This is a genomic window from Actinoplanes sp. KI2 (assembly GCF_025630775.1).
Classification (GTDB): Bacteria; Actinomycetota; Actinomycetes; order Mycobacteriales; family Micromonosporaceae; genus Actinoplanes.
In genome coordinates this window covers 122,026-141,673 of record NZ_JAOSZE010000013.1, presented here as the reverse complement: position 1 = coordinate 141,673, position 19,648 = coordinate 122,026, and the positions used below count along the sequence as shown (strand labels likewise).

Genomic DNA, 19,648 nt, shown 5'->3' with positions numbered 1-19,648 from the left:
ACGGCTCAGGTTCCCGGCCGGTTTCCGGTCGGGATGGTGATCGGGGTGTAGGTCGCCGACGTGCCGTTGTTGAGGAACAGCATCGCGATGCCGCGCACGAGCTGGTTGATCACGTCGAAGCCCTGCGGAATGATCGGCGACAGTCCCTCCTGGAACAACACGTACGCCGGCCAGGCGACCTCGATCAGCGCTCGCGCCGCGTAGTCGCGCGGCAGCCGGAGCCAGTCGCCGATCTTGTCGCTGAGCGCGTAGCGGGCGAACTCCCGCTGAATTCCCTCGGTGAGGCCGCCGTCGACCTGCGCGACCAGCCCGAGCAGGATGTTGGCCAGGTCGATGCCCTCGGGTGTCGGGGCGAGCAGCGGCGTCAGCACGTAGTTCGACTGCGAGTCGGCCGCGGCCCAGGTCGCCGGGATGAAGTCGTCCCGGACGCCCAGCAGGTGCAGCGCGACCTGCCACTGATGCAGGTAGGCGGCCTCCTCGGCGGCCGACATCCGGATGCCCCAGGACTTCAGCTTGCGGTGCACGAACGTGCCGAGACTGTGGAATGTGATCAGGATGTCGCCGTTGCTGATCGGGACCGAGTTGTCGGTGACCGCTCGCCAGGCCGCCGACTGCGGCAGCAGGTGCCGCACCGCGGCGTGGGTCAGGCGCGTCTTGTTGGAGGTCGTGATGAAGTGGCCGGTGGGCAGGAAGGCGTCGATCGCGCTCAGGTCGTACCCGTAGGTGAAGGTCTTGGCCGCACGGGACTGCATGTCGGCGCCGCCCGCCGAGTAGTAGACGTTGCGCGCCTCCCGGGGGATCACCGTGCTCATGATCCCGCTGCCGAGGCCGTACAGCAGGAACAGGTAGAGGCTCATGCGCTTGTTGAACTGGGCGGCGGCGGCCAGCTTGGCCGGGTCGGCCCACGACGGGAGCCGGTTGACCTGCTGGAGATAGGTGACGAGCTCGGCGGGCAGGCCGGCGGGCAAGGCATCGCCGTTGTTCACCCACGACCGGAAGGCGGTGTTGACCGCCGGGATCCGGCCGTTGTCCAGAAGCGAGGCGACCAGCGGATCGGTGGCGTCGTCCCAGACGGACCACGGGTCGGTGACCGTGTCGGTCGCGGCGATCGAGCCGGCGGACGACCACGCCCAAGCCTTGGACGGGGCCGCCACGCCGGCCAGACCCAGCGCTGCGCCCAGGGTCAGGATGCGTCTTCTACTGAGATTCTCCATTCGCTTGCCCCATTTCCCGGAGGCCAGAAGACCGGTGTCACAGGGTTGTTTCAATGCCAGCCGGTCTGTGATTTCCCATTAACATAGCGGGACCGGGAGTCATCGGCAAGACTGGATGTCTCAGCCGTTGGGGCGGTAGTCGAGCGCCTGCAGCGCCCAGCTGTTTCCGTCCGGGTCCTTGAAGTGGACGAAGTTGCCCCACGGCTGCGGGTCGACCTCGCTCGCCTCGACGCCCGCCGCGAGCAGGTGCCGGCGGGCGGCGTGCGCGTCGGCCACCACGACCTGGATCTCCTGGGTGCCGGGCGTCTTCTCGGTGATGCCCTCGCCGATCGCGAACGAGCAGGCCGACCCGGGCGGGGTGAACTGGACGAAGCGCAGGCCCTCGCGGACCGTGCGGTCCATGTCGGCGTTGAAGCCGATCTTCTCGTAGAACGCCTTGGCCTGGTCGACGTCGGTCACCGGGACCGGGATGAGCTCGATCTTCCACGTTGCGGTCATGACTCGATCGTCGCAGCCATTGCGGTCAGTTCTTGACCGCATGGATTGGCTCGATCCCGGTGAAAGTCTTCCGGGGACTGACGGGCGCAAATCTCCACTTCGGTTCAGGCGCAGGTCGAGTTCAGTTCACCGAGGGATCACCGGAATGACGGGACGTTGACCCGGCAGCCGTTTGAGGATGACGGTCGTGACCAAACGTTTCCCTGATCGTCCCGTCACGGTCGACGAATTTGCCGAGTGGAACACGCGGGCGCTGGCCCGGCAGTCCGTCAGCCGACGGTCGATGTTGAAGGCCGCCGTCGCCGGAGCCGGTGGCGTGGCGGTCGCCCAGTTCACGCTCGCCAATGCGGCGTTCGCCGCCGGTGGTGGCACGGCCGGCTCGGCCGGCGTGGTCGTCTCCGGCCGGCACCTGTCGTTCGTCCCGGCCTCGGACGGCCTGCTGCGGCCGGCCATGGCGGTCACCGCCCAGCTGGTCAGCAAGACCGGCACACTGCCGCACCACCTGCGGGCCTGGGTCGAGGTCGGCACCGCGCCGGGACACTACGGCGACTGCCACGAGGCCGACATCCAGCACCTGTACGGCCAGTACGCGATCCCCGGCGGCCCGGTGAGCAGCCAGTTCTACGTGAAGGCGGTCCTCACCGGGCTGCGGCCGAGCAGCTTCTACCACTACCGGGTGCGGCTCTCCGACGGCACCGTGAGCGGCGACGCACACTTCACCACGGCGCCCGCGACCCACGGCCACGACCTGCGCCCGCCGAAGCCGTTCACCTTCACGGCCTTCGCCGACGTCGGCACCAACACCGCGCCGACCGACCCGAAGTGGGCCTGGGGTCAGGACCCGGCGTCGGTGACCGGGGCCGGTGGCGTCTGGCCGGCCGGGGTGTTCGACGACAACTACTACAACGCGGCCGACCCGGTGGCCGGCACCAACGGCACCGACCGGACCCCGGCGGTCACCCAGACCAGCCTGATGGCCACCCAGAACCCGGTCTTCACGCTGCTGGCCGGCGACATCTGCTACGCCGACCCGGACGGCTCGGGCCTGCCGGCCGACGACAGCGCGGTCCCCGGCACCCCACCCGGCAAGAACCGCTACAACCCGTACGTCTGGGATGTGTTCCTCACCCAGATCGAGCCGCAGGCGGCGTTCACGCCGTGGATGTTCGCGACCGGCAACCACGATATGGAGCCGCTGTACGGGAACACCGGCTTCCTCGGCGACAGCCCGAACCACGGCTACGGCGGGCACGCCAAGCGGCTCGACATGCCGGACAACGGCCCGCACACGTGCCCGTCGGTCTACCGGTTCGTGTACGGCAACGTCGGCGTGCTCTCGGTGGACGCCAACGACCTGTCGTACGAGATCCAGACGAACACGGGGTACTCGGGCGGCGCCCAGCTCAGGTGGCTCGAGGACACGCTGCGGGAGTGGCGGCGGGGCGGCCTGTCCGACACCGTCGACTTCGTCGTCGCGTTCTTCCACCACTGCGCGTACTCGACCACCAACAACCACGCATCGGACGGCGGCCTGCGCGACAAGCTCGACCCGCTGTTCAGCAAGTACCAGGTGGATCTGGTCGTGCAGGGCCACAACCACCTGCTCGAGCGGACCGACCCGATCCGGTACGGCCGGCGCACCCGGCCCGCCCCGGACGGCTCGACGATCCGCCCGGCCGACGACGGTGTCACCTACCTCTGCGTCGGTTCCGGCGGTCGTCCCCGGTACCCGTTCCGGCCGGCGCCCAGCCCGACCGCCCCGCCGCCGCCCGGGGTCACCCCGACCGGCCCGCAGTTGCTCCCGGAGGGGCAGCGCTACCGCGGCTACCAGCCGGCCGGCGGCGCCAACACCGCCGAGAACAACACCGAGAACGTCGTGAACAGCTACGTGTGGTCGAAGGACGGCACGGCGGTCAACGCGTCCGGCTACCCGCAGGGCACCAAGGTCCCCGAGGTCATCGAGTGGTCGCAGGTCCGCTACGACGACTATGCGTTCATCGCGGTCGACGTGGTCCCGGGCCGCCGCGGCCACCGCACCACCTTCACCGTCCGGACGCTCGCCGACGCGTTGCCCGGCTCCGGCGAGCCGTACACCGAGATCGACCGGATCACCTTCGAGCGGACGGCCGGCCGCAGCCGCATCCGCACCATCGAGCGCCCCGGCCACTGATCACGCCCGCCGCCGGATTCCGGCGTTCATCCCACGGGGATGAGCTCGGAGCCCGGCGGCTCGGGCTTTCATGGACGCGGGCTCATCCAGGAGGACGTATGCGATACATGGCCAATTCCCGGATTGCGGACGGTGTTTCCCGTGCGGAGCTCGTCCAGTTCTTCGCAGAGAACACGTTTTCGCCGGCTTCCTGGGATCTCGTCCGCCGGCGGACCGTCATCGAGTACGCGATGAAGGAGGGCGACATCCCCGGCGTCCTGCTGTTCCTGGAGGCCGACTCCGCGGAACAGGCCGCCGCCATCGTCAACGAGTTGCATGTGGTCAAACGGGGCCTGCTCGCCTTCGACATCGACCCGCTCGGCAAGACCATGCACCTGCAGCTCGACGGCTGAGGCCGGTCAGCGGCGGTATCGGGCCAGGCACTCGACCGCCTCGGCGGTCATGTCGGCGATCACCGACTCGGCGCCCTTGACCGCGTCGACCAGGCCCACGCCCTGGCCGGCGAGCAGCGGCATCTCGTCGAGGTCGCCGGTGGTGAGGCCGCGCATCGGCACCATGGTGGTGTAGCGATGCAGCTCGATCACCTCGTCGCCGAGGCGGGTCCGGCCGATGACCGGGCGCTCGTCGGTGTGCGGCTCGTCGATGGCCCGGTTGCGCAGCACCCGCATCGGGTTGAACTCCGGCATCTCGGGGCCGAACAGCGACGTGCGTACGGTGTCGGTGGCCGCCGCCGACACCAGGCGGGCCTTGTAGTCCTCGTGGGCCATCGACTCGTCGGTGGCGACCAGCCGGGTGCCCACCCATGCGCCGTCCGCGCCCAGCATCAGCGCGGCGGCCAGCCCTCGCCCGTCGGCGATCCCGCCCGCCGCCAGCACCAGTGCCGGGGCGACCGCGTCGACCACCAGCGGCACCAGCGCGAAGGTGGGCAGCGTCGCGAAGTTGTGGCCGCCCGCCTCCAGACCCTGCGCGACGATCACGTCCACCCCGTCGTCGACCGCTCGCTTGGCGTCGTCGACCGAGCCGACCTGCTCGAACACCTTGCTGCCGGCCTCGTGCAGCCGGTCGATCCAGGTACGCGGCGGATGTCCCCAGTGGAACGACACCGCCGCCGGTGCGGCCTCGCCGACCGCGTCGATGCGGGCCTCGTCGGTGAGGATCGTGATCAGGTTGACGTGGAACGGGCGCGGGGTGCCGGCCCGGATCGCCGCGATGGTCTGGGTGATGGCCGGCGGCGGCAGCAGTCCGACGCCGAGCGAGCCGAGCGCGCCCGCGTTGCTGACGGCGACGGCCAGCTCCGGCGTCATGCCGACGAACGCCATTCCGGCCTGCGCGATGGGCGTGCTCAGCCCGTACGCCTCGGTGAATCTGGTCTTCAGCTCCATGCCCTCGACGATGGCCGAAACGGGCCGGTAACGATGTCACCTGGAGGACAGCCCCTTGCACTAGCCTGGGAACGCTCCCAGGGGAGGGTGGCGGATGAAGCGTGCGTTCGCGGCGTCGGCGTTCTTGGTGGTGCTCGTTCTGCTGGCGGGCGACCTGTCCGCCGCGCGGGCGAAGGACCGGATCTATCTCGATCCCGCCTACTCGCCGGCCGAGCGCGCGGCCGACCTCGTCGCCCGGATGACCCTCCCGGAGAAGGCATCCCAGATGATCAGCAGCCGGGCGCCGGCCATCCCGCGGCTCGGGGTGGCGGCGTACGGCTGGTGGAACGAGGCCGCGCACGGGGTGGCCCGGGAGCAGACCAACGACGGGGACAACCCGCCGGATCTGACCAACACCACCTCGTACCCGGTCTCGCTGTCGCTGGGGTCGACCTGGAACCCGGACCTGGTCTACCGCGAGGCCTCGATGATCTCGGACGAGGCCCGCGAGGTGGTCAGCGACAACCGGTACGACCTCGACTTCTACTCGCCGACGGTGAACCTGTCCCGGGATCCGCGGTGGGGCCGCAACGACGAGACGTTCGGCGAGGACCCGATCCTCACCGCAGCGCTGGCCGGTCAGTTCGTCAACGGCCTGCAAGGACAGACCGAGCAGGGGGTACGGCAGAACGGCTACCTGAAGGCGATCGCCACCCTCAAGCACTACGCGGCCAACAACAGCGAGGCGAGCCGGCTCAACGGGTCGTCCGACATGGATGAGCGCACCCTGCGTGAGTACTACACCGCCCAGTTCCGGGACATCATCGCGGCGAGCCACCCCGGCTCGATGATGAGCGCCTACAACAGCGTGAACGGCGTGCCCGCCGCGGCGAACGGCCACCTGATCGACACGCTGGCCCGCCGGACGTACGGCTTCGACGGGTATTTCACCTCGGACTGCGACGCGATCTACGAGATCATGGCGGGTCAGAACTGGCTGCCGCCGGGCGGGGGCGGGCCGCTCGACCAGTACGGCCGGAGCGCGGTCGCGCTGAACGCGGGCGAGGACCTCGACTGCGACATGGGCTACCACGACGACTTCAACTACGCCAATACCCTGCCCGAGGCGGTGGCCAAGGGGTTGGTCAGCGAGGACACCGTGGACATCTCGGTGCAGCGGCTGTTCACCGCCCGGATGGAGCTGGGCGAGTTCGACGCGGAGGCCAGGGTGCCGTGGGTGGCGGCGGCCCGCACCCGGCTCGCCCCCGGCAGCTGGACGAACAGCGAGGCCAACAAGGCGGTCACGCAGACCCCGGACCGGCTGGCGATGGCCCGCGAGGTCGCCGACCAGAGCATCGTGCTGCTCAAGAACCAGGGCAACCTGCTGCCGCTGAAGACGGCCAGGAAGATCGCGGTGATCGGCGCCTTCGGCGACCCGGCCGACTTCTACCTGGGCGGGTATTCGAGCGTGCAGACCCACTCGGGCATCGCCAACTCGGTGACCGGCTATCAGGGGTTGCGGCAGGCGTACCAGGTCGACTTCCTCCCGGGCACTCTGCCCGGCACGCTCACCGCGATCGACCCGGCGATCGGGCAGAAGGCCAAGACGTACGACGCGGTGATCGTCTACGCGGGCACCGACGCCGAGTACGCGAGCGAGGACCACGACCGGGCCACCCTCGCGCTGCCCGGCGCCCAGAACGAGCTGATCCGCGAGGTCGCCGCCGCGAACCCGCGCACGATCGTCTATCTGGAGACGGTCGGCCAGGTCGACGTCTCGTCGTTCGCCGGCCGGGTGCCGGCCATCCTGTGGAGCTCGTTCAACGGGCAGCGCAAGGGCGAGGCGCTCACCGACGTCGTCAGCGGCAAGGTCACGCCGAGCGGCCGGCTGCCGTTCACCTGGTACGCCGACGAGAACCAGCTGCCGCCGATGGCGGACTACGCGATCCGCCCGTCGGCCACCAGCCTCGGCCGCACGTACCAGTACTTCACCGGCAAGGTCGCGTACCCGTTCGGCTACGGCCTGAGCTACACCAGCTTCGCGTACTCCGCCCTGTCCTATTCGGACGGCAAGGTCACCGCCACGGTCACCAACACCGGCGACCGTCCCGGCGCCGAGGTCGTCCAGCTCTACGCCGCCACCCCCGACTCGCCGGCTCGCCTGCAGCGTCCTCGCAAGCGCCTGATCGCCTTCCGGAAGGTCAGCCTGCCACCGCACCGGAGCATTTCGGTCACCCTGCCGGTGCGCGGCGACGACCTGGCCTTCTTCGACGAGAAGAGCTCGGCCTTCCGGCTCGATCCCGGCCGCATCGGCCTGCAGCTGTCCACGTCGAGCGCCGATCGGGACATCAAGCTTCAGACGTACGTGTCGATGGGCCCCACGCCGGCTCCGCAGCCGTCCGTGGTCACCGCCAACCCCGGGCGGCTACGGTTCCTGTCCGGCAGCCGCATCGACCCGCGGCCGACCGTCGCGTACACCGATCAGAGCCTCCGGCACACCGGCGTGACGTACTCCAGCAACCGCCCGTCGGTCGTGTCGGTCGAGGGCGACCATCTGGTCGCCCGCAGCCCGGGCGTCGCCACCATCACCGCGACCGCCGGCCCGGCCGGCGGCACCTTCGTCATCGACGTGGTCGCCTAACGGATCAGCCGGTAGCGGCCGAAGGTGGTGCGCCGCCGCAGCCTGAACCCGATCGCCTCGTAGAGCCGGATCGCCGGTGCGTTCTCGGCCGCCGTGTGCAGGAACGGCGTCTCGCCCCGCGCCCGGATCCCGGCCGCCACCACCCGGACCAGCGACGTCGCCAGCCCTTGCCCGCGGTACGCCGGATCGGTGCAGACCGCGCTGATCTCGGTCCATCCCGGCGGGCGCATCCGCTCGCCGGCCATCGCGACCAGCGCGCCCTGCCGGCGGATGCCCAGATAGGTGCCCAGCTCGATGGTCCGCGGGCGGAACGGCCCGGGCCGGGTGCGCTCGATCAGGTCGAGGATCTCCGGCACGTCCGCCGCGGTCAGCCGCACAGCCTCGGCGTTCGGCGCGACGCGCAGCGAGACGTCCACCAATTGCACGCCGGGGATCTCGGCGACCAGCTCCCATCCCGGGAGCCTCGCCGGGACCCGGCCGGCGACCGCCACCTCGGCCCCCGGCCCGGTCAGCTCGGCAAGGTCGGCCCAGGCGCCGGGATCCTCGGGGTCGGCGAGCGCGTAGAACTGCGCCACCTCGTCCGGGTAACGACCCGCCCGCCCGTGCAGTTCCGCCAGATGCGCGTGCGCCCCGGTCAGTGAGTGCCAGATCGGGTTGTCCAGCACCGCCCGATCCGGGGTCACCGTGGTCATCGGGTGAGGCCCAACTGGTCGCGCAGGGTGGGCCCGGCATATTCGGTACGGAACACGCCGCGCTCCTGCAGCAGCGGCACCACCGTGTCGGCGAACTCGTCGAGCCCGCCCGGCGTCACGTGCGGTACCAGGATGAACCCGTCGCTCGCGTCCTGCTGCACCAGCTCGTCGATGCGCGCCGCGACCGTCGCCGCGGCTCCGATGAACGTCTGCCGCCCGGTCACCTCGATGATCAGCTCGCGGATGGACAGGTGGCCCGCCTCGGCCCGGTCCCGCCACTCCCGCGCGGTGGCGATCGGGTCGCGATGCATCCGGACGCTGGCCCGCCCGCGCGCGATGTGCCCGTCCGAGACGTCCGGATCGATCGCCGGCAGCGGCCCGTCCGGGTCGTACCCGCTGAGGTCCCGGTTCCACAGCTGCTCGAGCAGCTTGATCGCGGTCGGCCCGCTGACCTGCTGCCGGCGCACCTCGGCCGCACGCTCGGCGGCATCCGCGTCGGTGTCGCCGAGCACGAAGGTGGCGGCCGGCAGCACCAGCAGGTCCTGCTGCCGCCGGCCGTACCGGGCCAGCCGCCCCTTGACGTCCGCGTAGAATTTCTGGCCCTCGACCAGCGTCCCGTGCCGGCTGAAGATCGCGTCGGCGGTGGCCGCCGCGAACTCCCGGCCCGCGTCCGAGTCGCCGGCTTGCAGGATCACCGGGCGGCCCTGCGGCGACCGCGGCACAGTGAACCGGCCGCCGATGTCGAAATGCGCGTCGGTGTGCCGGAACGTGCCGGCGTGCCCGTCCCGCAGGAACCGGCCGCTCTCCCGGTCGGCCACGATCGTGTCGGCCGGCCACGAGTCGAACAACTCCTTGGCGGTGGCCAGGAACTGGGTGGCCCGGCCGTACCGGTCGGACTCGGCCAGGAACCCGCCGCGCCGGAAGTTCTCCCCGGTGAACGCGTCCCAGGAGGTGACCACGTTCCACCCGGCCCGCCCGCCGGAGAGATGGTCGAGCGAGGCGAACTGGCGGGCCACCTCGTACGGCTCGTTGAACGTCGAGTTGATCGTGCCGGTCAGCCCGAGGTGGGTGGTGACCGCGGCCAGCGCGGCCAGCACGGTGAACGTGTCCGGCCGCCCGACCACGTCCAGGTCGTAGATCTCGCCGCCCTGCTCGCGCAGCCGCAACCCCTCGGCCAGGAAGAAGAAGTCGAACTTGGCCCGCTCGGCGGTCTGCGCGAGCTTGACGAACGACGAGAATTCGATGTGGCTGCCCGCGGCGGGGTCGCTCCACACCGTGGTGTTGTTGACGCCCGGGAAGTGCGCGGCGAGGTGAATCTGCTTAGGCAACGGTCGCTCCCAGCGCATAGCGGTTGGCGGGTCGGGGCAGGCCGAGCAGCCCACGCAGGGTCGTCGACTCGTACGCCTCGCGGAAGACCCCTCGGCGCCGCAGCTCCGGCACCAGCTCCCGGGTGATCGAACGGAGGTCGGCGGGCAGCCGGCCCGGGCGCAGTCGGAAGCCGGTGATCCCGGCCGCCCGCCACTCGATCAGCAGGTCGGCGAGTTGCGCCGGGGTGCCGCTGAAGATCGCCGCATCCGATCGGTAGACCTGGCGGTCGAGGGTGTCGAGTCGCTCCTTCGCGCCGTCGGTCAGGAAAACGACCAGGTCGGCGAAGACGTGCCGGGTGCCGACCTGGCCGGCGATCTGGCGGGCATGGTCGGCGTCGGCCGGGGTCACGTAGGTCAGGTCCGCCGAGCGGGACGCGAACGCGTACGCAATCCCGGCGTGCGCGAGGGCGGTGACCAGCGGTTGACCCTGCGGGGGCCGGGGCGTGATCGACGGGCCGCGGACGCTGAAGTACTTCCCCTCGAAGTCGATGTAGTGCAGCTTGTCCCGGTCGATGAACCGGCCGGTCGCGGCGTCCCGGATCTCCGCGTCGTCCTCCCAGCTGTCCCAGAGCCGGCGCACCACCTCGACGTAGTCGGCCGCCTCGTTGAAGAGCTCCTGAACGACGGCGCGCGTCGCCGGCTCGTCGATCTGCCCCGGCTCGATCACCGGCAGCGTGCGGCGCCCGAAGTGCCCGGCCTCGTGGGCCTTGCCGGAGACCTGCACCCGCCACCCCGCCCGGCCCTGGCTCACGTAGTCCAGCGTGGCGATCGCCTTGGCGACGTGGAACGGCTCGGTGTGCGTGACGGTCGCGGTCGGCACCAGTCCGATGTGGCTGGTGGCGGGCGCCACCCGGGCCGCGATCAGGACGGCGTCCAGCCGCCCCCGTACGTGATCGGTCCGCTCGTCCGGCCCGTCGGGCCGATCCGATTGCAGGCCGAGCGCGTCCTCGATGGTGACGAAGTCCAGGGTGCCCGCCTCGGCCTCGCGGACGAGGTCGACCCAGTACCGCGCGGTGAACAGCTCGGCCGGCCGGGCGTCCGGCTCCCGCCAGGAGGCGGGGTGCCAGCCGGTCCCGTCGAGCGCTACGGCTAGATGCATCGTCCTACTTCCCGTCGATCGGGAGGCCGGGCGGGTTGACCTCCGGTGTGGTGACGGCCTCGTTGGCCAGGTTCCAGCGCTGCAGGATCTTGGCGTAGTCGCCGGACTTCACCAGTTCGTCGAGCGCCGCCTTGTACGCCTGCACCAGCCCGTTGTCCTTCTTGGTGGTGAGCGCGATCAGCCCCTGCAGGTTGGCGCCCGCCCCCGAGTAGGTGCCGATGATCTGCGTCTGGCCGGCCACCGCGACGTGGTAGGCGGCCGTCGGGTTGGGACCGAGGTACGCGTCGATCTGCCCCGACCCGAGCGCCAGATACGTGGCCTGGTTGGTCTGGTAGTACTTGATGTCCACCGCGGGCAGGCCGTTCGCCACGTCCTGCTTGCTCCACTCGACCAGGATCTTCTCCTGGTTCGTCCCGGAGCCGACCGCGACCTTCTTGCCGGCCACGTCCTTGGGCCCGGCCACCGTCCAGGTCGCGCCCTTCTTCGCCTCGAACGCGAGGTCGTCCTTGCGGTAGGAGACGAAGTCGTACTTCTGCTTGCGCAGTTCGGTGACCGTGATGTTGGAGGCGCCGACGTCGTACTTGCCGCTGTCCAGGCCGATGAACAGGTTCTCCCAGGAGGTGTTCTGCAGGTCGGGCTGCAGGCCGAGAAGACCGGCGACGGCGACCGCGATGTCCGGCTCGTTGCCGATCAGCGTCTTGTTGTCGGTGGCGGTGAAGGCGAGCGGCGGGAAGCCCGAGCCGGCCGCGCCCACGCCGATCGTGAGCTTGCCGGTGGCCCGGACCTTCTCCGGCACCAGCCGCGCGATCGCGTCCACCTTGGCCGGCACGATCCGGTTCTGCTCCGGACTGTCGTTGACTTTCGGTGCGTCGGCCTGGACCGCCGCGGTCTGCACCGTCTCGGCGGGCGCGGCGCAGGCGGTCAGGCTCGCGGCGAGCGCGGCGGAGAGCAGAGCAATTCTTACCGTACGCATGGGAGCTCCCGGATTCAGACGAGGACCTTGGACAGGAAGGCCCGGGTTCGGTCGTGCTGGGGTGAGTCGAGGACCTGGGCCGGCGGCCCCTGCTCGACGATGCGGCCGCCGTCGAGGAAGACGATCGAGTCGGCCACCTCGCGGGCGAAGCCGATCTCGTGCGTGACGACGATCATCGTGGTGCCGGCCCTGGCCAGGTCCCGCATCACGTCGAGCACCTCGCCGACCAGTTCCGGGTCGAGCGCCGAGGTGGGCTCGTCGAAGAGGACCAGCTTGGGGTCGAGGGCCAGCGCCCGGGCGATCGCCACCCGCTGCTGCTGACCACCGGAGAGCTGCCGCGGGTAGGCGTCCACCTTGTCGGCCAGGCCAACCTTTTCCAGCAGACTTGTGGCCTTTTTTCGGGCTTCCGGCTGCTTGCGGATTGCCTCGGCCACGTTCTCCACGGCGGTGAGATGCGGGAAGAGGTTGAAGGTCTGGAAGACGAAGCCGATGCCGGCCCGCTGCTTCAGGACCAGACGCTCGGGCAGCTCGTGCAGCTTGGCGCCCTCCTGGCGGTAGCCGATCAGCTCGCCGTCGATCCGCACGTGGCCGCGGTCGACCTTCTCCAGGTGGTTGATCGTGCGGAGCAGCGTCGACTTGCCCGAGCCGGACGGGCCCAGGATCACCGTGACGCTGCCCCTGTCGGCGGTGAGGTCGATTCCGTTGAGGACCTCGGTGGTCCCGAACGACTTGTGCACGCCGCGGATCTCGATCATCGCCGCCACCCCCGGGCGAAGTGGCGCTCGACGTAGTGCTGGAAGACACTCAGCAACGCCGTCAAGATCACGTACCAGACCGTGGCGACCATGAGCAGCGGCACGACCCGCCCGTTCCGGCCGTAGACCACCTGCACCTGGTAGAACAGCTCGCCGATCGCCAGCACGTACACGACCGAGGTGCTCTTCAGGAGGTTGACCAGCTCGTTCGCGGCGCTCGGCAGGATCGCGCGCATGGCCTGGGGTAGCAGGATGCGCCGGAACTGCCGCAGCCGCGGGATGCCGAGCGCGGCGGCCGCCTCCAGCTGGCGCTGGTCGACCGAGATGATGCCGGCCCGGACGATCTCGGCGGCGTACGCGGCCTCGTGCAATGCCAGGCCGATCAGCGCCGCCCCCAGCGAGCTGATCAAGCTACTCGTGCCGACGTGGAGAAAGCCCGGCCCGAACGGCACGCCGAGCTGAAGGGTGTCGTAGAGGTAGCCCAGGTTGGCCCAGAACAGCAGCTGCACGATCAGCGGCACCGAGCGGAAGACCCAGATGTACGTCCAGCTCACCGACCGCAGCACCGGGTTGCCCGACAGTCGCATCGGGGCGAGCACGATGCCGCCCAGGAAGCCGAGCACCGCGCCCGCGAAGGTCAGCTCCAGCGTGACGAGCAGTGCCTGCATCACCGACTCCTCGAAGAAGTAGCCGGCGAACGTGGCCCAGTCCCAGCCCGGATTGGTGACCAGCCCGTGGGCGAACTGGGCGACGAGGACCAGGACGGCGGCGGCGCCGACCCAGCGCCACGGGTGCCGGGCGGGCACCACGGTGAGCCGTTCGGCCGCGGGTGAGGCGGTGGTCGCGGGCGGCGGGGAGAGGACGCTCATGCCATCCCACGCTAGGTCCGCTCCGGCAAGACGCTCAAGTCCTATAGGTCATGTATGTCATTACGAAGTTGTCAACGCCGCATCGCTTGTCTAAAACCTATTTAAGCGATAGGAAAAGAGAATGACCGCGCCGCTCTCCATCCTCGATCTGTCGCCGCTCGTCTCCGGCGGGACGGCCGCCGACGCGCTGCGCCGCACGCTCGACCTCGCCCGCCAGGCCGAGCAGTTCGGGTACCACCGGTACTGGGTGGCCGAGCACCACCTGACGCCCGGCGTGGCCAGCTCGCAGCCGGCCCTGCTGCTCGGGCAGATCGCCGCGGTCACCGACCACATCCGGCTGGGCTCGGGCGCGGTGCAGACCGGATTTCTCACCCCGCTCGGGGTGGTCGAGCAGTTCGGCATGCTCGACGCGCTCTACCCCGGCCGGTTCGACCTCGGGCTGGGCCGGTCGGCGCAGCGCCGGCAGTCCGGGGTCGAAGAGCCCGCGACCGAGCCCCGGACCGTCGACGGGCTGCTCATCCCGAAGTCGTTCTCCTTCACGCCGATCTTCCGGTCCTCCCGGTCGGCGCTGTTCTTCAAGCTGCTGAGCCAGCCGAACGCGTCCCCGGTCGACCTCGACACGGCCATCGCCGACATCCGGACGCTGCTGGCCGGGCCCTACACCGACGACGACGGGAACGAGGCGCGGGCGGTGCCGGGGGAGGGCGCCGACCTGCAGATCTGGGTGCTCGGCTCGAGCGGCGGGGAGAGCGCCCGGGTGGCCGGCGCGCGGGGCCTGCCGTTCGCGGCGAACTACCACGTCTCGCCGGCCCGGGTGCTGGAGGCGGTGTCGGCGTACCGCGCGGCGTTCCGCCCGTCCTCGGTGCTGTCCGCGCCCGAGGTGATGGTCTCGGCCGACGTGGTGGTGGCCGAGGACGACGCGACCGCCCGGCGGCTGGCCGCCGGCTATGGGCTCTGGGTACGCAGCGTGCGCACCGGGGAGGGGGCGATCCCGTACCCGTCACCGGCCGAGGCCGAGGCGCACGAGTGGACGGACCAGGAGCGGGAGCTGGTGGCCGACCGGGTGCAGACGCAGTTCGTCGGCTCACCCGCGACGGTCGCCGAACGCCTGGAAACGCTCCGCCGCGTAACCGGCGCCGACGAGCTCCTGGTCACCACGATGACCTACGACCACGGCGATCGGGTGCGCTCGTTCGAGCTGCTCGCGAAACACTGGTACGGCTAGACGGCGAGGTCTACGACTGGGACGGCACGCGGGTGATCAGTTGGCAACGCGGTCCGGAGGCGCTCCGCCGGGTGAGTCGAGGGAGGTCAGCACCGTCGATGTCCGGCCCTCGGCCCGATTTTCTAGGTGACCCGGGCCACAACTATGTTTACGACCGGTCGGTCGTTTTATAGCCTCGGTGTATGACCGTCGACGGCCGGCTCGCCCGGGGCGAACGCACCCGCACCGCGGTGCTCGACCACGCCCTGCGGCTGGCCACCACCGCCGGGCTCGACGGCCTCTCGCTCGGCCAGCTCGCCGAGGCGCTCGGGATGAGCAAGGCCGGCCTCTTCGCGCATTGGCGCTCCAAGGAGTCGCTCCAGCTCGCGGTCATCGAGCACGCCCGCGACCAGTGGACCGCCGAGGTCATCCGGCCCGGCGTGCGCGCGCCCCGCGGGGTCCGCCGGCTCTGGGCCGTGCACGACCTGCGACTCGCCTTCTACGAGACCGAGCGGCTGCCCGGCGGCTGCTTCTTCGCCAACGCCAACTTCGAGTTCAACGCCCGGCCCGGCGCCGTCCGCGACCGGCTCGCGATCCAGCTGCGCGAGTGGATGGACTTCCTGACCGGGCTGGCCGCCGACGCGGTCGAGGGCGGGGAGCTGCGCGCCGGGACGGATGCCGGCGCGATCGCGTACGAGACCGAGTCGCTCGCCGTCTGCGCCGTGATGCAGGCGCCGACGCTCGGCGCCGAGGTCACCTTCCGCCACGCTCGCAACGCCCTGCTCGGCCATCTGCGAGCGCTTGCCACCGACCCTTCGATCCTTCCGGAGCCGACATGACCGCCGTAGCCGTCGAGTATGGACACACGACCCGGGTCCCGGTCCACTTCGACGACCTGGACGCGCTGGGCGTGCTGCACAACGCGCGCTACGCCGTCTTCGTCGAACGCGCGATGATCAGCTGGTGGGCCGAGCGCGGCGTCTCGTTCGCCGACGGCCGGCCCACCTCGCCGGACGCGTTCAACGTCGTCCGCGAGTACTCGATCACGTTCCACGTGCCGGTCCGCGGCACCGGCGAGATTGCCGTGCACTTCTGGGCCGAAAAGCTCGGCACCACCAGCGCCGACTATCGCTTCCGGGTCACCTCGACCGACAACCAGATTGTGTACGCCGAGGGCCGTCGCGTCATCATCAACCTCGACCCCGCCACGATGCGCCCGTCCCCGTGGTCGGACGAGGGCCGCCGCCTCGCGACGCGGCTCCTGCGCCCATCGAGCTAGGGGCCACGCCTCGCTCCCGCGTGACCGGCAGAACCGGCCTCGCGCCCGTGAGCCCGGCCTCGCGCCCGTGAGTCCGGCCTCGCGCCCGTGAGTCCGGCCCCGCGCCCGTGAGTCCGGCCCCGCGCCCGTGAGTCCGGCCCCGCGCGCCCGTGAGCCCGGCCGCTCGGCGCGAGGACGGTCGCGCCGGGCGGCCGCTGTCCGCGCCACCCGCGATGTCCGTGCTGTTGGGACCTCGGAACCGCCCGAGATGCTGCCGCTCGGCGACGACGCGCTGAGCGCCTACGCGGCGGTGCCGGACGCCCGGCGCGCCGAGATGCAACGGTGGCGCGACCTCAGCGCCGGCACCGACTTGCAGCAGCCTCGCTTCGTGATCGTCGACCGCGCGCTGACCGACCGCCGTTGCGCCTGATCCCGGCCGCGGCATCCGATCTGCTGCGCGCCCACCAGGCGCCGCCGCGGCTCGCCGCCCACCTGCGGGCCGCGCACGACGTCGCCCATCAGCTCGTGGATTGGCCGGCCGGGCTCGACTTCCCGGGCCGACGACCGGCTCGCCTTCCAGAACAGCTACCCCGTCCACGTGGCATGATCTTGCGGTGGCCAGCTACGAAGTCGCGCTCGTCCTGCTCGTCCAACGGTCCGGCGCGGTGCTGCTGCAGCACCGCGACGAGCACGCGCCGACCTCGCCCAATCAGTGGGGTCTGCCAGGGGGCCGCGTCGAGCCCGGCGAGACGCCGGAGCAGGCCGCTCGCCGGGAACTGCTGGAGGAAACCGGCCTGACCGCCGGTGAGCTGCACCCGGCCTGGTCCGGCCCGCGGCCCGTCGAGGAGGGTTTCCCGCACACCGTCACGATCCACGTCTTTCGCGGCACCACCGAGGCGCGGCAGGAGGACGTCGTGCTCGGCGAGGGGCGAGCCATGGTGTTCGTTCCCCGCGACGAGGTGCTCGACCGGGACCTGGCGGCCACCGCGGCGATGGTCCTGCCGCTCTGTCTTGCGCCGGAGCCCGAAGCCCGCGGGTAAGCGTATGTTCGGCGACATGACCAGCGTGTATGAGGCCGCGGGCGGCCACGATGGACTGGTACGACTGGCCGCGGCCTGGCACGAGCGGGTGCTCGCCGACGAGGTGGTCAGCCACGCCTTCGAGCACGGCTACCGCCCGGACCACACCGAGCGCCTGGCCGCGTACTGGGGTGAGGCCCTCGGCGGCCCGCCGGGTGGGCTCGACGAGAGCGAGGTCGTCCGGATGCACAGCGGCAACGGCCCGCACGAGGAGATGGACCGCCGGGCCATCGCCTGCTTCGACGCGGCGCTGGACGACGCCGGGCTGACCGGCGAGCCGCTGCGGCAGGTGCTGCACGACTACTTCGCCTGGGCGACCACCACGACCATGGCGCGGTACCACCACTCGGCCGCGGACGTGCCGGCCGGGATGGCCGTCCCACGCTGGTCGTGGGACGGCCGGCAGGCCTAGGGTCTGTCCTGCCGATCACGAGGGAGCGGCAGGACAGACCCTAGGCGGCGGACGGGCCGGTGTTCACCCGGGAGCGGACGATCTCGACCACGTGCGCGACCGCCTCGTCGACGGCGACGCCGTTGCGCTGCGAGCCGTCCCGGTAGCGGAAGGACACCGTGCCGGCGGCCACGTCGTCGTCGCCGGCGATGGCCATGAACGGGATCTTCTGCTGCTGGGCGGTGCGGATCTTCTTCTGCATGCGGTCGTCGGAGTAGTCGACCTCGGCGCGGATGCCCTGCGCCCGAAGTTTCGCGACGAACTCCGACAGGTAGTCGGCGTGGTCGTCGCGGATCGGGATGCCGACCACCTGCACCGGCGCGAGCCAGGCCGGGAACGCGCCGGCGTAGTGCTCGACCAGCACGCCGAAGAACCGCTCGATCGAGCCGAACTTCGCCGAGTGGATCATCACCGGCTCCTGCCGGGTGCCGTCGGCGGCCTGGTATTCGAGGCCGAAGCGGGCCGGCTGGTTGAAGTCGTACTGGATGGTCGACATCTGCCAGGTGCGGCCGATCGCGTCCTTGGCCTGCACGCTGATCTTCGGGCCGTAGAAGGCGGCGCCGCCCGGGTCGAGCACGAGTTCCAGGCCGGACTCGGTGGCCACGTCCTCGAGCACCTTGGTCGCGGCCGCCCACTGCTCGTCCGTACCGATGAATTTGTCGCTCTTCGGGTCCCGGGTCGACAGCTCCAGGTAGTAGTCATCGAGGCCGAAGTCGTCGAGCAGCGACCGGACGAACTTGAGCAGGTGCTTGATCTCGTCGGGCGCCTGCTCGGCGGTCACGTACGAGTGCGAGTCGTCCTGGGTCAGGCCGCGCACCCGGGTGAGACCGTGCACCACGCCGGACTTCTCGTAGCGGTAGACCGAGCCGAACTCGAAGAAGCGCAGCGGCAGCTCACGGTAGGACCGCCCGCGCGCCTTGAAGATCAAGTTGTGCATCGGGCAGTTCATGGCCTTGAGGTAGTAGTTCGCCCCCTCCAGCTCCATCGGGGGGAACATCGTGTCCTTGTAGTACGGCAGGTGCCCGGAGGTGTGGAACAGCCCCTCCTTGGTGATGTGCGGCGACCCGACGTACTGGAAGCCCTCCTCGATGTGGCGCGCGCGGACGTAGTCCTCCATCTCGCGCTTGATCACCCCACCCTTCGGGTGGAAGACGACCAGACCCGACCCGATCTCATCGGGGAACGAGAAGAGATCCAGCTCGGTGCCCAGCTTGCGGTGGTCGCGGCGTTCCGCTTCGGCAAGGCGGTTGAGGTACGCCTTGAGCTCGTCCCGCGACGGCCAGGCCGTCCCGTAGATGCGCTGGAGCTGCGGGTTCTTCTCGCTGCCCCGCCAGTACGCGGCGGCCGAGCGCATCAGCTTGAACGCCGGGATCAGCCGGGTGCTCGGCAGGTGCGGCCCGCGGCACAGGTCGCCCCAGACCCGCTTGCCGTCCTTGTCGAGGTTGTCGTAGTGGGTCAGCTCGCCGTGGCCGACCTCGACAGACACATCGGAGGCGTCCGCAGCGTCATCCAAGCCCTTGAGGTCGACCAGCTCCAGCTTGTACGGCTCGGACGAGAGCTCGACCTTCGCCTCGTCGAGCGACTTGTACTCGCGGCGGCGGAAGCTCTGCCCGGCCTTGACGATCTCCTGCATCCGCTTCTCGAGCTTCGACAGGTCCTCCGGCTGGAACGGCTTCGGCACGTCGAAGTCGTAGTAGAAGCCGTTCTCGATCGGCGGGCCGATGCCGAGCTTGGCCTCGGGGAAGGTGTCCTGCACGGCCTGGGCGAGCACGTGCGCGGTCGAGTGGCGCAGCACGTTCAGCCCGTCCGGCTCGTCGATCGCGACCGGGGTCACGTCGGTGTCGAGCTCGGGCTCCCAGTCGAGGTCACGCAGCCGGCCGGCCGCGTCGCGGACGACGACGACCGCCTTGGGCCCGCTGGTGGGCAGCCCGGCCTTGGCCACCGCGTCGGCGGCCGTAGTCCCGGCCGGGACGACCAGAGGGTCGGCAGCGGGGGTACGGGTTCCGGACACGGTTGT

General features: G+C 70.6%; 19 protein-coding genes. 9 read left to right on the top strand and 10 right to left on the bottom strand.

The window, feature by feature from the left end:
- Positions 1-5 precede the first annotated feature (5 nt).
- On the bottom strand, positions 6-1,214 hold the full coding sequence (locus ODJ79_RS15750) for an oxygenase MpaB family protein (protein ID WP_263024191.1): 1,209 nt from the start codon (positions 1,212-1,214) through the stop codon (positions 6-8).
- Positions 1,215-1,334: 120 nt separating this feature from the next.
- Positions 1,335-1,712 carry a VOC family protein gene (locus ODJ79_RS15745; protein WP_263024190.1) on the bottom strand — a complete coding sequence of 126 codons (378 nt, stop codon included), beginning with the start codon at positions 1,710-1,712 and terminating at the stop codon, positions 1,335-1,337.
- A 178-nt stretch (positions 1,713-1,890) separates the two neighbouring features.
- On the opposite strand from ODJ79_RS15745, the gene ODJ79_RS15740 reads away from it, so the two are divergent.
- Complete coding sequence (locus tag ODJ79_RS15740) at positions 1,891-3,882, top strand: purple acid phosphatase family protein (RefSeq protein WP_263024189.1); 1,992 nt, start codon at positions 1,891-1,893, stop codon at positions 3,880-3,882.
- A 98-nt stretch (positions 3,883-3,980) separates the two neighbouring features.
- A complete protein-coding gene (locus ODJ79_RS15735; RefSeq protein WP_263024188.1) occupies positions 3,981-4,274 on the top strand; it encodes a hypothetical protein in 294 nt (97 codons plus the stop codon).
- Positions 4,275-4,280: 6 nt separating this feature from the next.
- Here ODJ79_RS15735 and ODJ79_RS15730 read toward each other — a convergent pair whose 3' ends face one another.
- Entirely contained in the window at positions 4,281-5,264 is a 984-nt protein-coding gene (locus ODJ79_RS15730) for an NAD(P)H-dependent flavin oxidoreductase (RefSeq protein WP_263024187.1), read from the bottom strand.
- A 94-nt stretch (positions 5,265-5,358) separates the two neighbouring features.
- Here ODJ79_RS15730 and ODJ79_RS15725 point away from each other — a divergent pair, with 94 nt between their 5' ends.
- On the top strand, positions 5,359-7,884 hold the full coding sequence (locus tag ODJ79_RS15725; RefSeq protein WP_263024186.1) for a glycoside hydrolase family 3 C-terminal domain-containing protein: 2,526 nt from the start codon (positions 5,359-5,361) through the stop codon (positions 7,882-7,884).
- On the opposite strand, the gene ODJ79_RS15720 is transcribed toward ODJ79_RS15725, so the two are convergent.
- From ODJ79_RS15720 to ODJ79_RS15695, 6 genes are read right to left on the bottom strand one after another with little or no spacing between them, the layout of a single operon-like run.
- Positions 7,881-8,576, bottom strand: coding sequence for a GNAT family N-acetyltransferase (locus ODJ79_RS15720; protein WP_263024185.1), 696 nt, complete (start codon positions 8,574-8,576; stop codon positions 7,881-7,883). The genes ODJ79_RS15725 and ODJ79_RS15720 overlap by 4 nt on opposite strands.
- Complete coding sequence (locus ODJ79_RS15715) at positions 8,573-9,904, bottom strand: NtaA/DmoA family FMN-dependent monooxygenase (protein WP_263024184.1); 1,332 nt, start codon at positions 9,902-9,904, stop codon at positions 8,573-8,575. Before ODJ79_RS15715 ends, ODJ79_RS15720 begins: the two co-directional genes overlap by 4 nt.
- A complete protein-coding gene (locus ODJ79_RS15710; protein WP_263024183.1) occupies positions 9,897-11,042 on the bottom strand; it encodes an LLM class flavin-dependent oxidoreductase in 1,146 nt (381 codons plus the stop codon). The genes ODJ79_RS15715 and ODJ79_RS15710 overlap by 8 nt, the downstream gene beginning before the upstream one ends.
- A gap of 4 nt (positions 11,043-11,046) precedes the next feature.
- Positions 11,047-12,015 carry an ABC transporter substrate-binding protein gene (locus ODJ79_RS15705; protein WP_263024182.1) on the bottom strand — a complete coding sequence of 323 codons (969 nt, stop codon included), beginning with the start codon at positions 12,013-12,015 and terminating at the stop codon, positions 11,047-11,049.
- Between the two features lie 14 nt (positions 12,016-12,029).
- Complete coding sequence (locus ODJ79_RS15700; RefSeq protein ID WP_263024181.1) at positions 12,030-12,770, bottom strand: amino acid ABC transporter ATP-binding protein; 741 nt, start codon at positions 12,768-12,770, stop codon at positions 12,030-12,032.
- On the bottom strand, positions 12,767-13,639 hold the full coding sequence (locus tag ODJ79_RS15695) for an amino acid ABC transporter permease (RefSeq protein ID WP_263024180.1): 873 nt from the start codon (positions 13,637-13,639) through the stop codon (positions 12,767-12,769). Before ODJ79_RS15695 ends, ODJ79_RS15700 begins: the two co-directional genes overlap by 4 nt.
- A 121-nt stretch (positions 13,640-13,760) precedes the next feature.
- On the opposite strand from ODJ79_RS15695, the gene ODJ79_RS15690 reads away from it, so the two are divergent.
- The 6 genes from ODJ79_RS15690 to ODJ79_RS15665 all read left to right on the top strand — a co-directional run bounded on the left by ODJ79_RS15690 (position 13,761) and on the right by ODJ79_RS15665 (position 17,592).
- The gene (locus ODJ79_RS15690; protein WP_263024179.1) at positions 13,761-14,864 is read left to right on the top strand and encodes an LLM class flavin-dependent oxidoreductase; all 1,104 of its coding nucleotides are present in this window, start codon (positions 13,761-13,763) and stop codon (positions 14,862-14,864) included.
- A 182-nt stretch (positions 14,865-15,046) separates the two neighbouring features.
- Complete coding sequence (locus ODJ79_RS15685; RefSeq protein WP_263024178.1) at positions 15,047-15,682, top strand: TetR/AcrR family transcriptional regulator; 636 nt, start codon at positions 15,047-15,049, stop codon at positions 15,680-15,682.
- Positions 15,679-16,122, top strand: coding sequence for an acyl-CoA thioesterase (locus tag ODJ79_RS15680; protein ID WP_263024177.1), 444 nt, complete (start codon positions 15,679-15,681; stop codon positions 16,120-16,122). The genes ODJ79_RS15685 and ODJ79_RS15680 overlap by 4 nt, the downstream gene beginning before the upstream one ends.
- A 247-nt stretch (positions 16,123-16,369) precedes the next feature.
- Positions 16,370-16,531: a hypothetical protein gene (locus ODJ79_RS15675; protein ID WP_263024176.1), complete on the top strand. Its 162-nt coding sequence runs from the start codon at positions 16,370-16,372 to the stop codon at positions 16,529-16,531.
- A 184-nt stretch (positions 16,532-16,715) separates the two neighbouring features.
- A complete protein-coding gene (locus tag ODJ79_RS15670) occupies positions 16,716-17,141 on the top strand; it encodes an NUDIX hydrolase (RefSeq protein WP_317620670.1) in 426 nt (141 codons plus the stop codon).
- Between the two features lie 16 nt (positions 17,142-17,157).
- Positions 17,158-17,592 carry an oxidoreductase gene (locus ODJ79_RS15665; protein WP_263024175.1) on the top strand — a complete coding sequence of 145 codons (435 nt, stop codon included), beginning with the start codon at positions 17,158-17,160 and terminating at the stop codon, positions 17,590-17,592.
- 40 nt (positions 17,593-17,632) lie between these two features.
- On the opposite strand, the gene thrS is transcribed toward ODJ79_RS15665, so the two are convergent.
- Positions 17,633-19,642: a threonine--tRNA ligase gene (thrS, locus tag ODJ79_RS15660; protein ID WP_263024174.1), complete on the bottom strand. Its 2,010-nt coding sequence runs from the start codon at positions 19,640-19,642 to the stop codon at positions 17,633-17,635.
- Between the last annotated feature and the right edge of the window lie 6 nt (positions 19,643-19,648).

What these genes read in the sequence shown, in the direction of transcription:
- ODJ79_RS15735 (WP_263024188.1), top strand. Translation starts at nt 3,981, where the DNA reads ATGCGATACATGGCCAATTCCCGGATTGCGGACGGTGTTTCCCGTGCG.
- ODJ79_RS15725 (WP_263024186.1), top strand. Translation starts at nt 5,359, where the DNA reads ATGAAGCGTGCGTTCGCGGCGTCGGCGTTCTTGGTGGTGCTCGTTCTG.
- ODJ79_RS15710 (WP_263024183.1), bottom strand. Translation starts at nt 11,042, where the DNA reads ATGCATCTAGCCGTAGCGCTCGACGGGACCGGCTGGCACCCCGCCTCC.
- ODJ79_RS15740 (WP_263024189.1), top strand. Translation starts at nt 1,891, where the DNA reads ATGACGGTCGTGACCAAACGTTTCCCTGATCGTCCCGTCACGGTCGAC.
- ODJ79_RS15690 (WP_263024179.1), top strand. Translation starts at nt 13,761, where the DNA reads ATGACCGCGCCGCTCTCCATCCTCGATCTGTCGCCGCTCGTCTCCGGC.
- ODJ79_RS15685 (WP_263024178.1), top strand. Translation starts at nt 15,047, where the DNA reads ATGACCGTCGACGGCCGGCTCGCCCGGGGCGAACGCACCCGCACCGCG.
- ODJ79_RS15745 (WP_263024190.1), bottom strand. Translation starts at nt 1,712, where the DNA reads ATGACCGCAACGTGGAAGATCGAGCTCATCCCGGTCCCGGTGACCGAC.
- ODJ79_RS15695 (WP_263024180.1), bottom strand. Translation starts at nt 13,639, where the DNA reads ATGAGCGTCCTCTCCCCGCCGCCCGCGACCACCGCCTCACCCGCGGCC.
- ODJ79_RS15665 (WP_263024175.1), top strand. Translation starts at nt 17,158, where the DNA reads ATGACCAGCGTGTATGAGGCCGCGGGCGGCCACGATGGACTGGTACGA.
- ODJ79_RS15675 (WP_263024176.1), top strand. Translation starts at nt 16,370, where the DNA reads ATGCTGCCGCTCGGCGACGACGCGCTGAGCGCCTACGCGGCGGTGCCG.
- ODJ79_RS15705 (WP_263024182.1), bottom strand. Translation starts at nt 12,015, where the DNA reads ATGCGTACGGTAAGAATTGCTCTGCTCTCCGCCGCGCTCGCCGCGAGC.
- ODJ79_RS15680 (WP_263024177.1), top strand. Translation starts at nt 15,679, where the DNA reads ATGACCGCCGTAGCCGTCGAGTATGGACACACGACCCGGGTCCCGGTC.
- ODJ79_RS15730 (WP_263024187.1), bottom strand. Translation starts at nt 5,264, where the DNA reads ATGGAGCTGAAGACCAGATTCACCGAGGCGTACGGGCTGAGCACGCCC.
- ODJ79_RS15700 (WP_263024181.1), bottom strand. Translation starts at nt 12,770, where the DNA reads ATGATCGAGATCCGCGGCGTGCACAAGTCGTTCGGGACCACCGAGGTC.
- ODJ79_RS15750 (WP_263024191.1), bottom strand. Translation starts at nt 1,214, where the DNA reads ATGGAGAATCTCAGTAGAAGACGCATCCTGACCCTGGGCGCAGCGCTG.
- ODJ79_RS15720 (WP_263024185.1), bottom strand. Translation starts at nt 8,576, where the DNA reads ATGACCACGGTGACCCCGGATCGGGCGGTGCTGGACAACCCGATCTGG.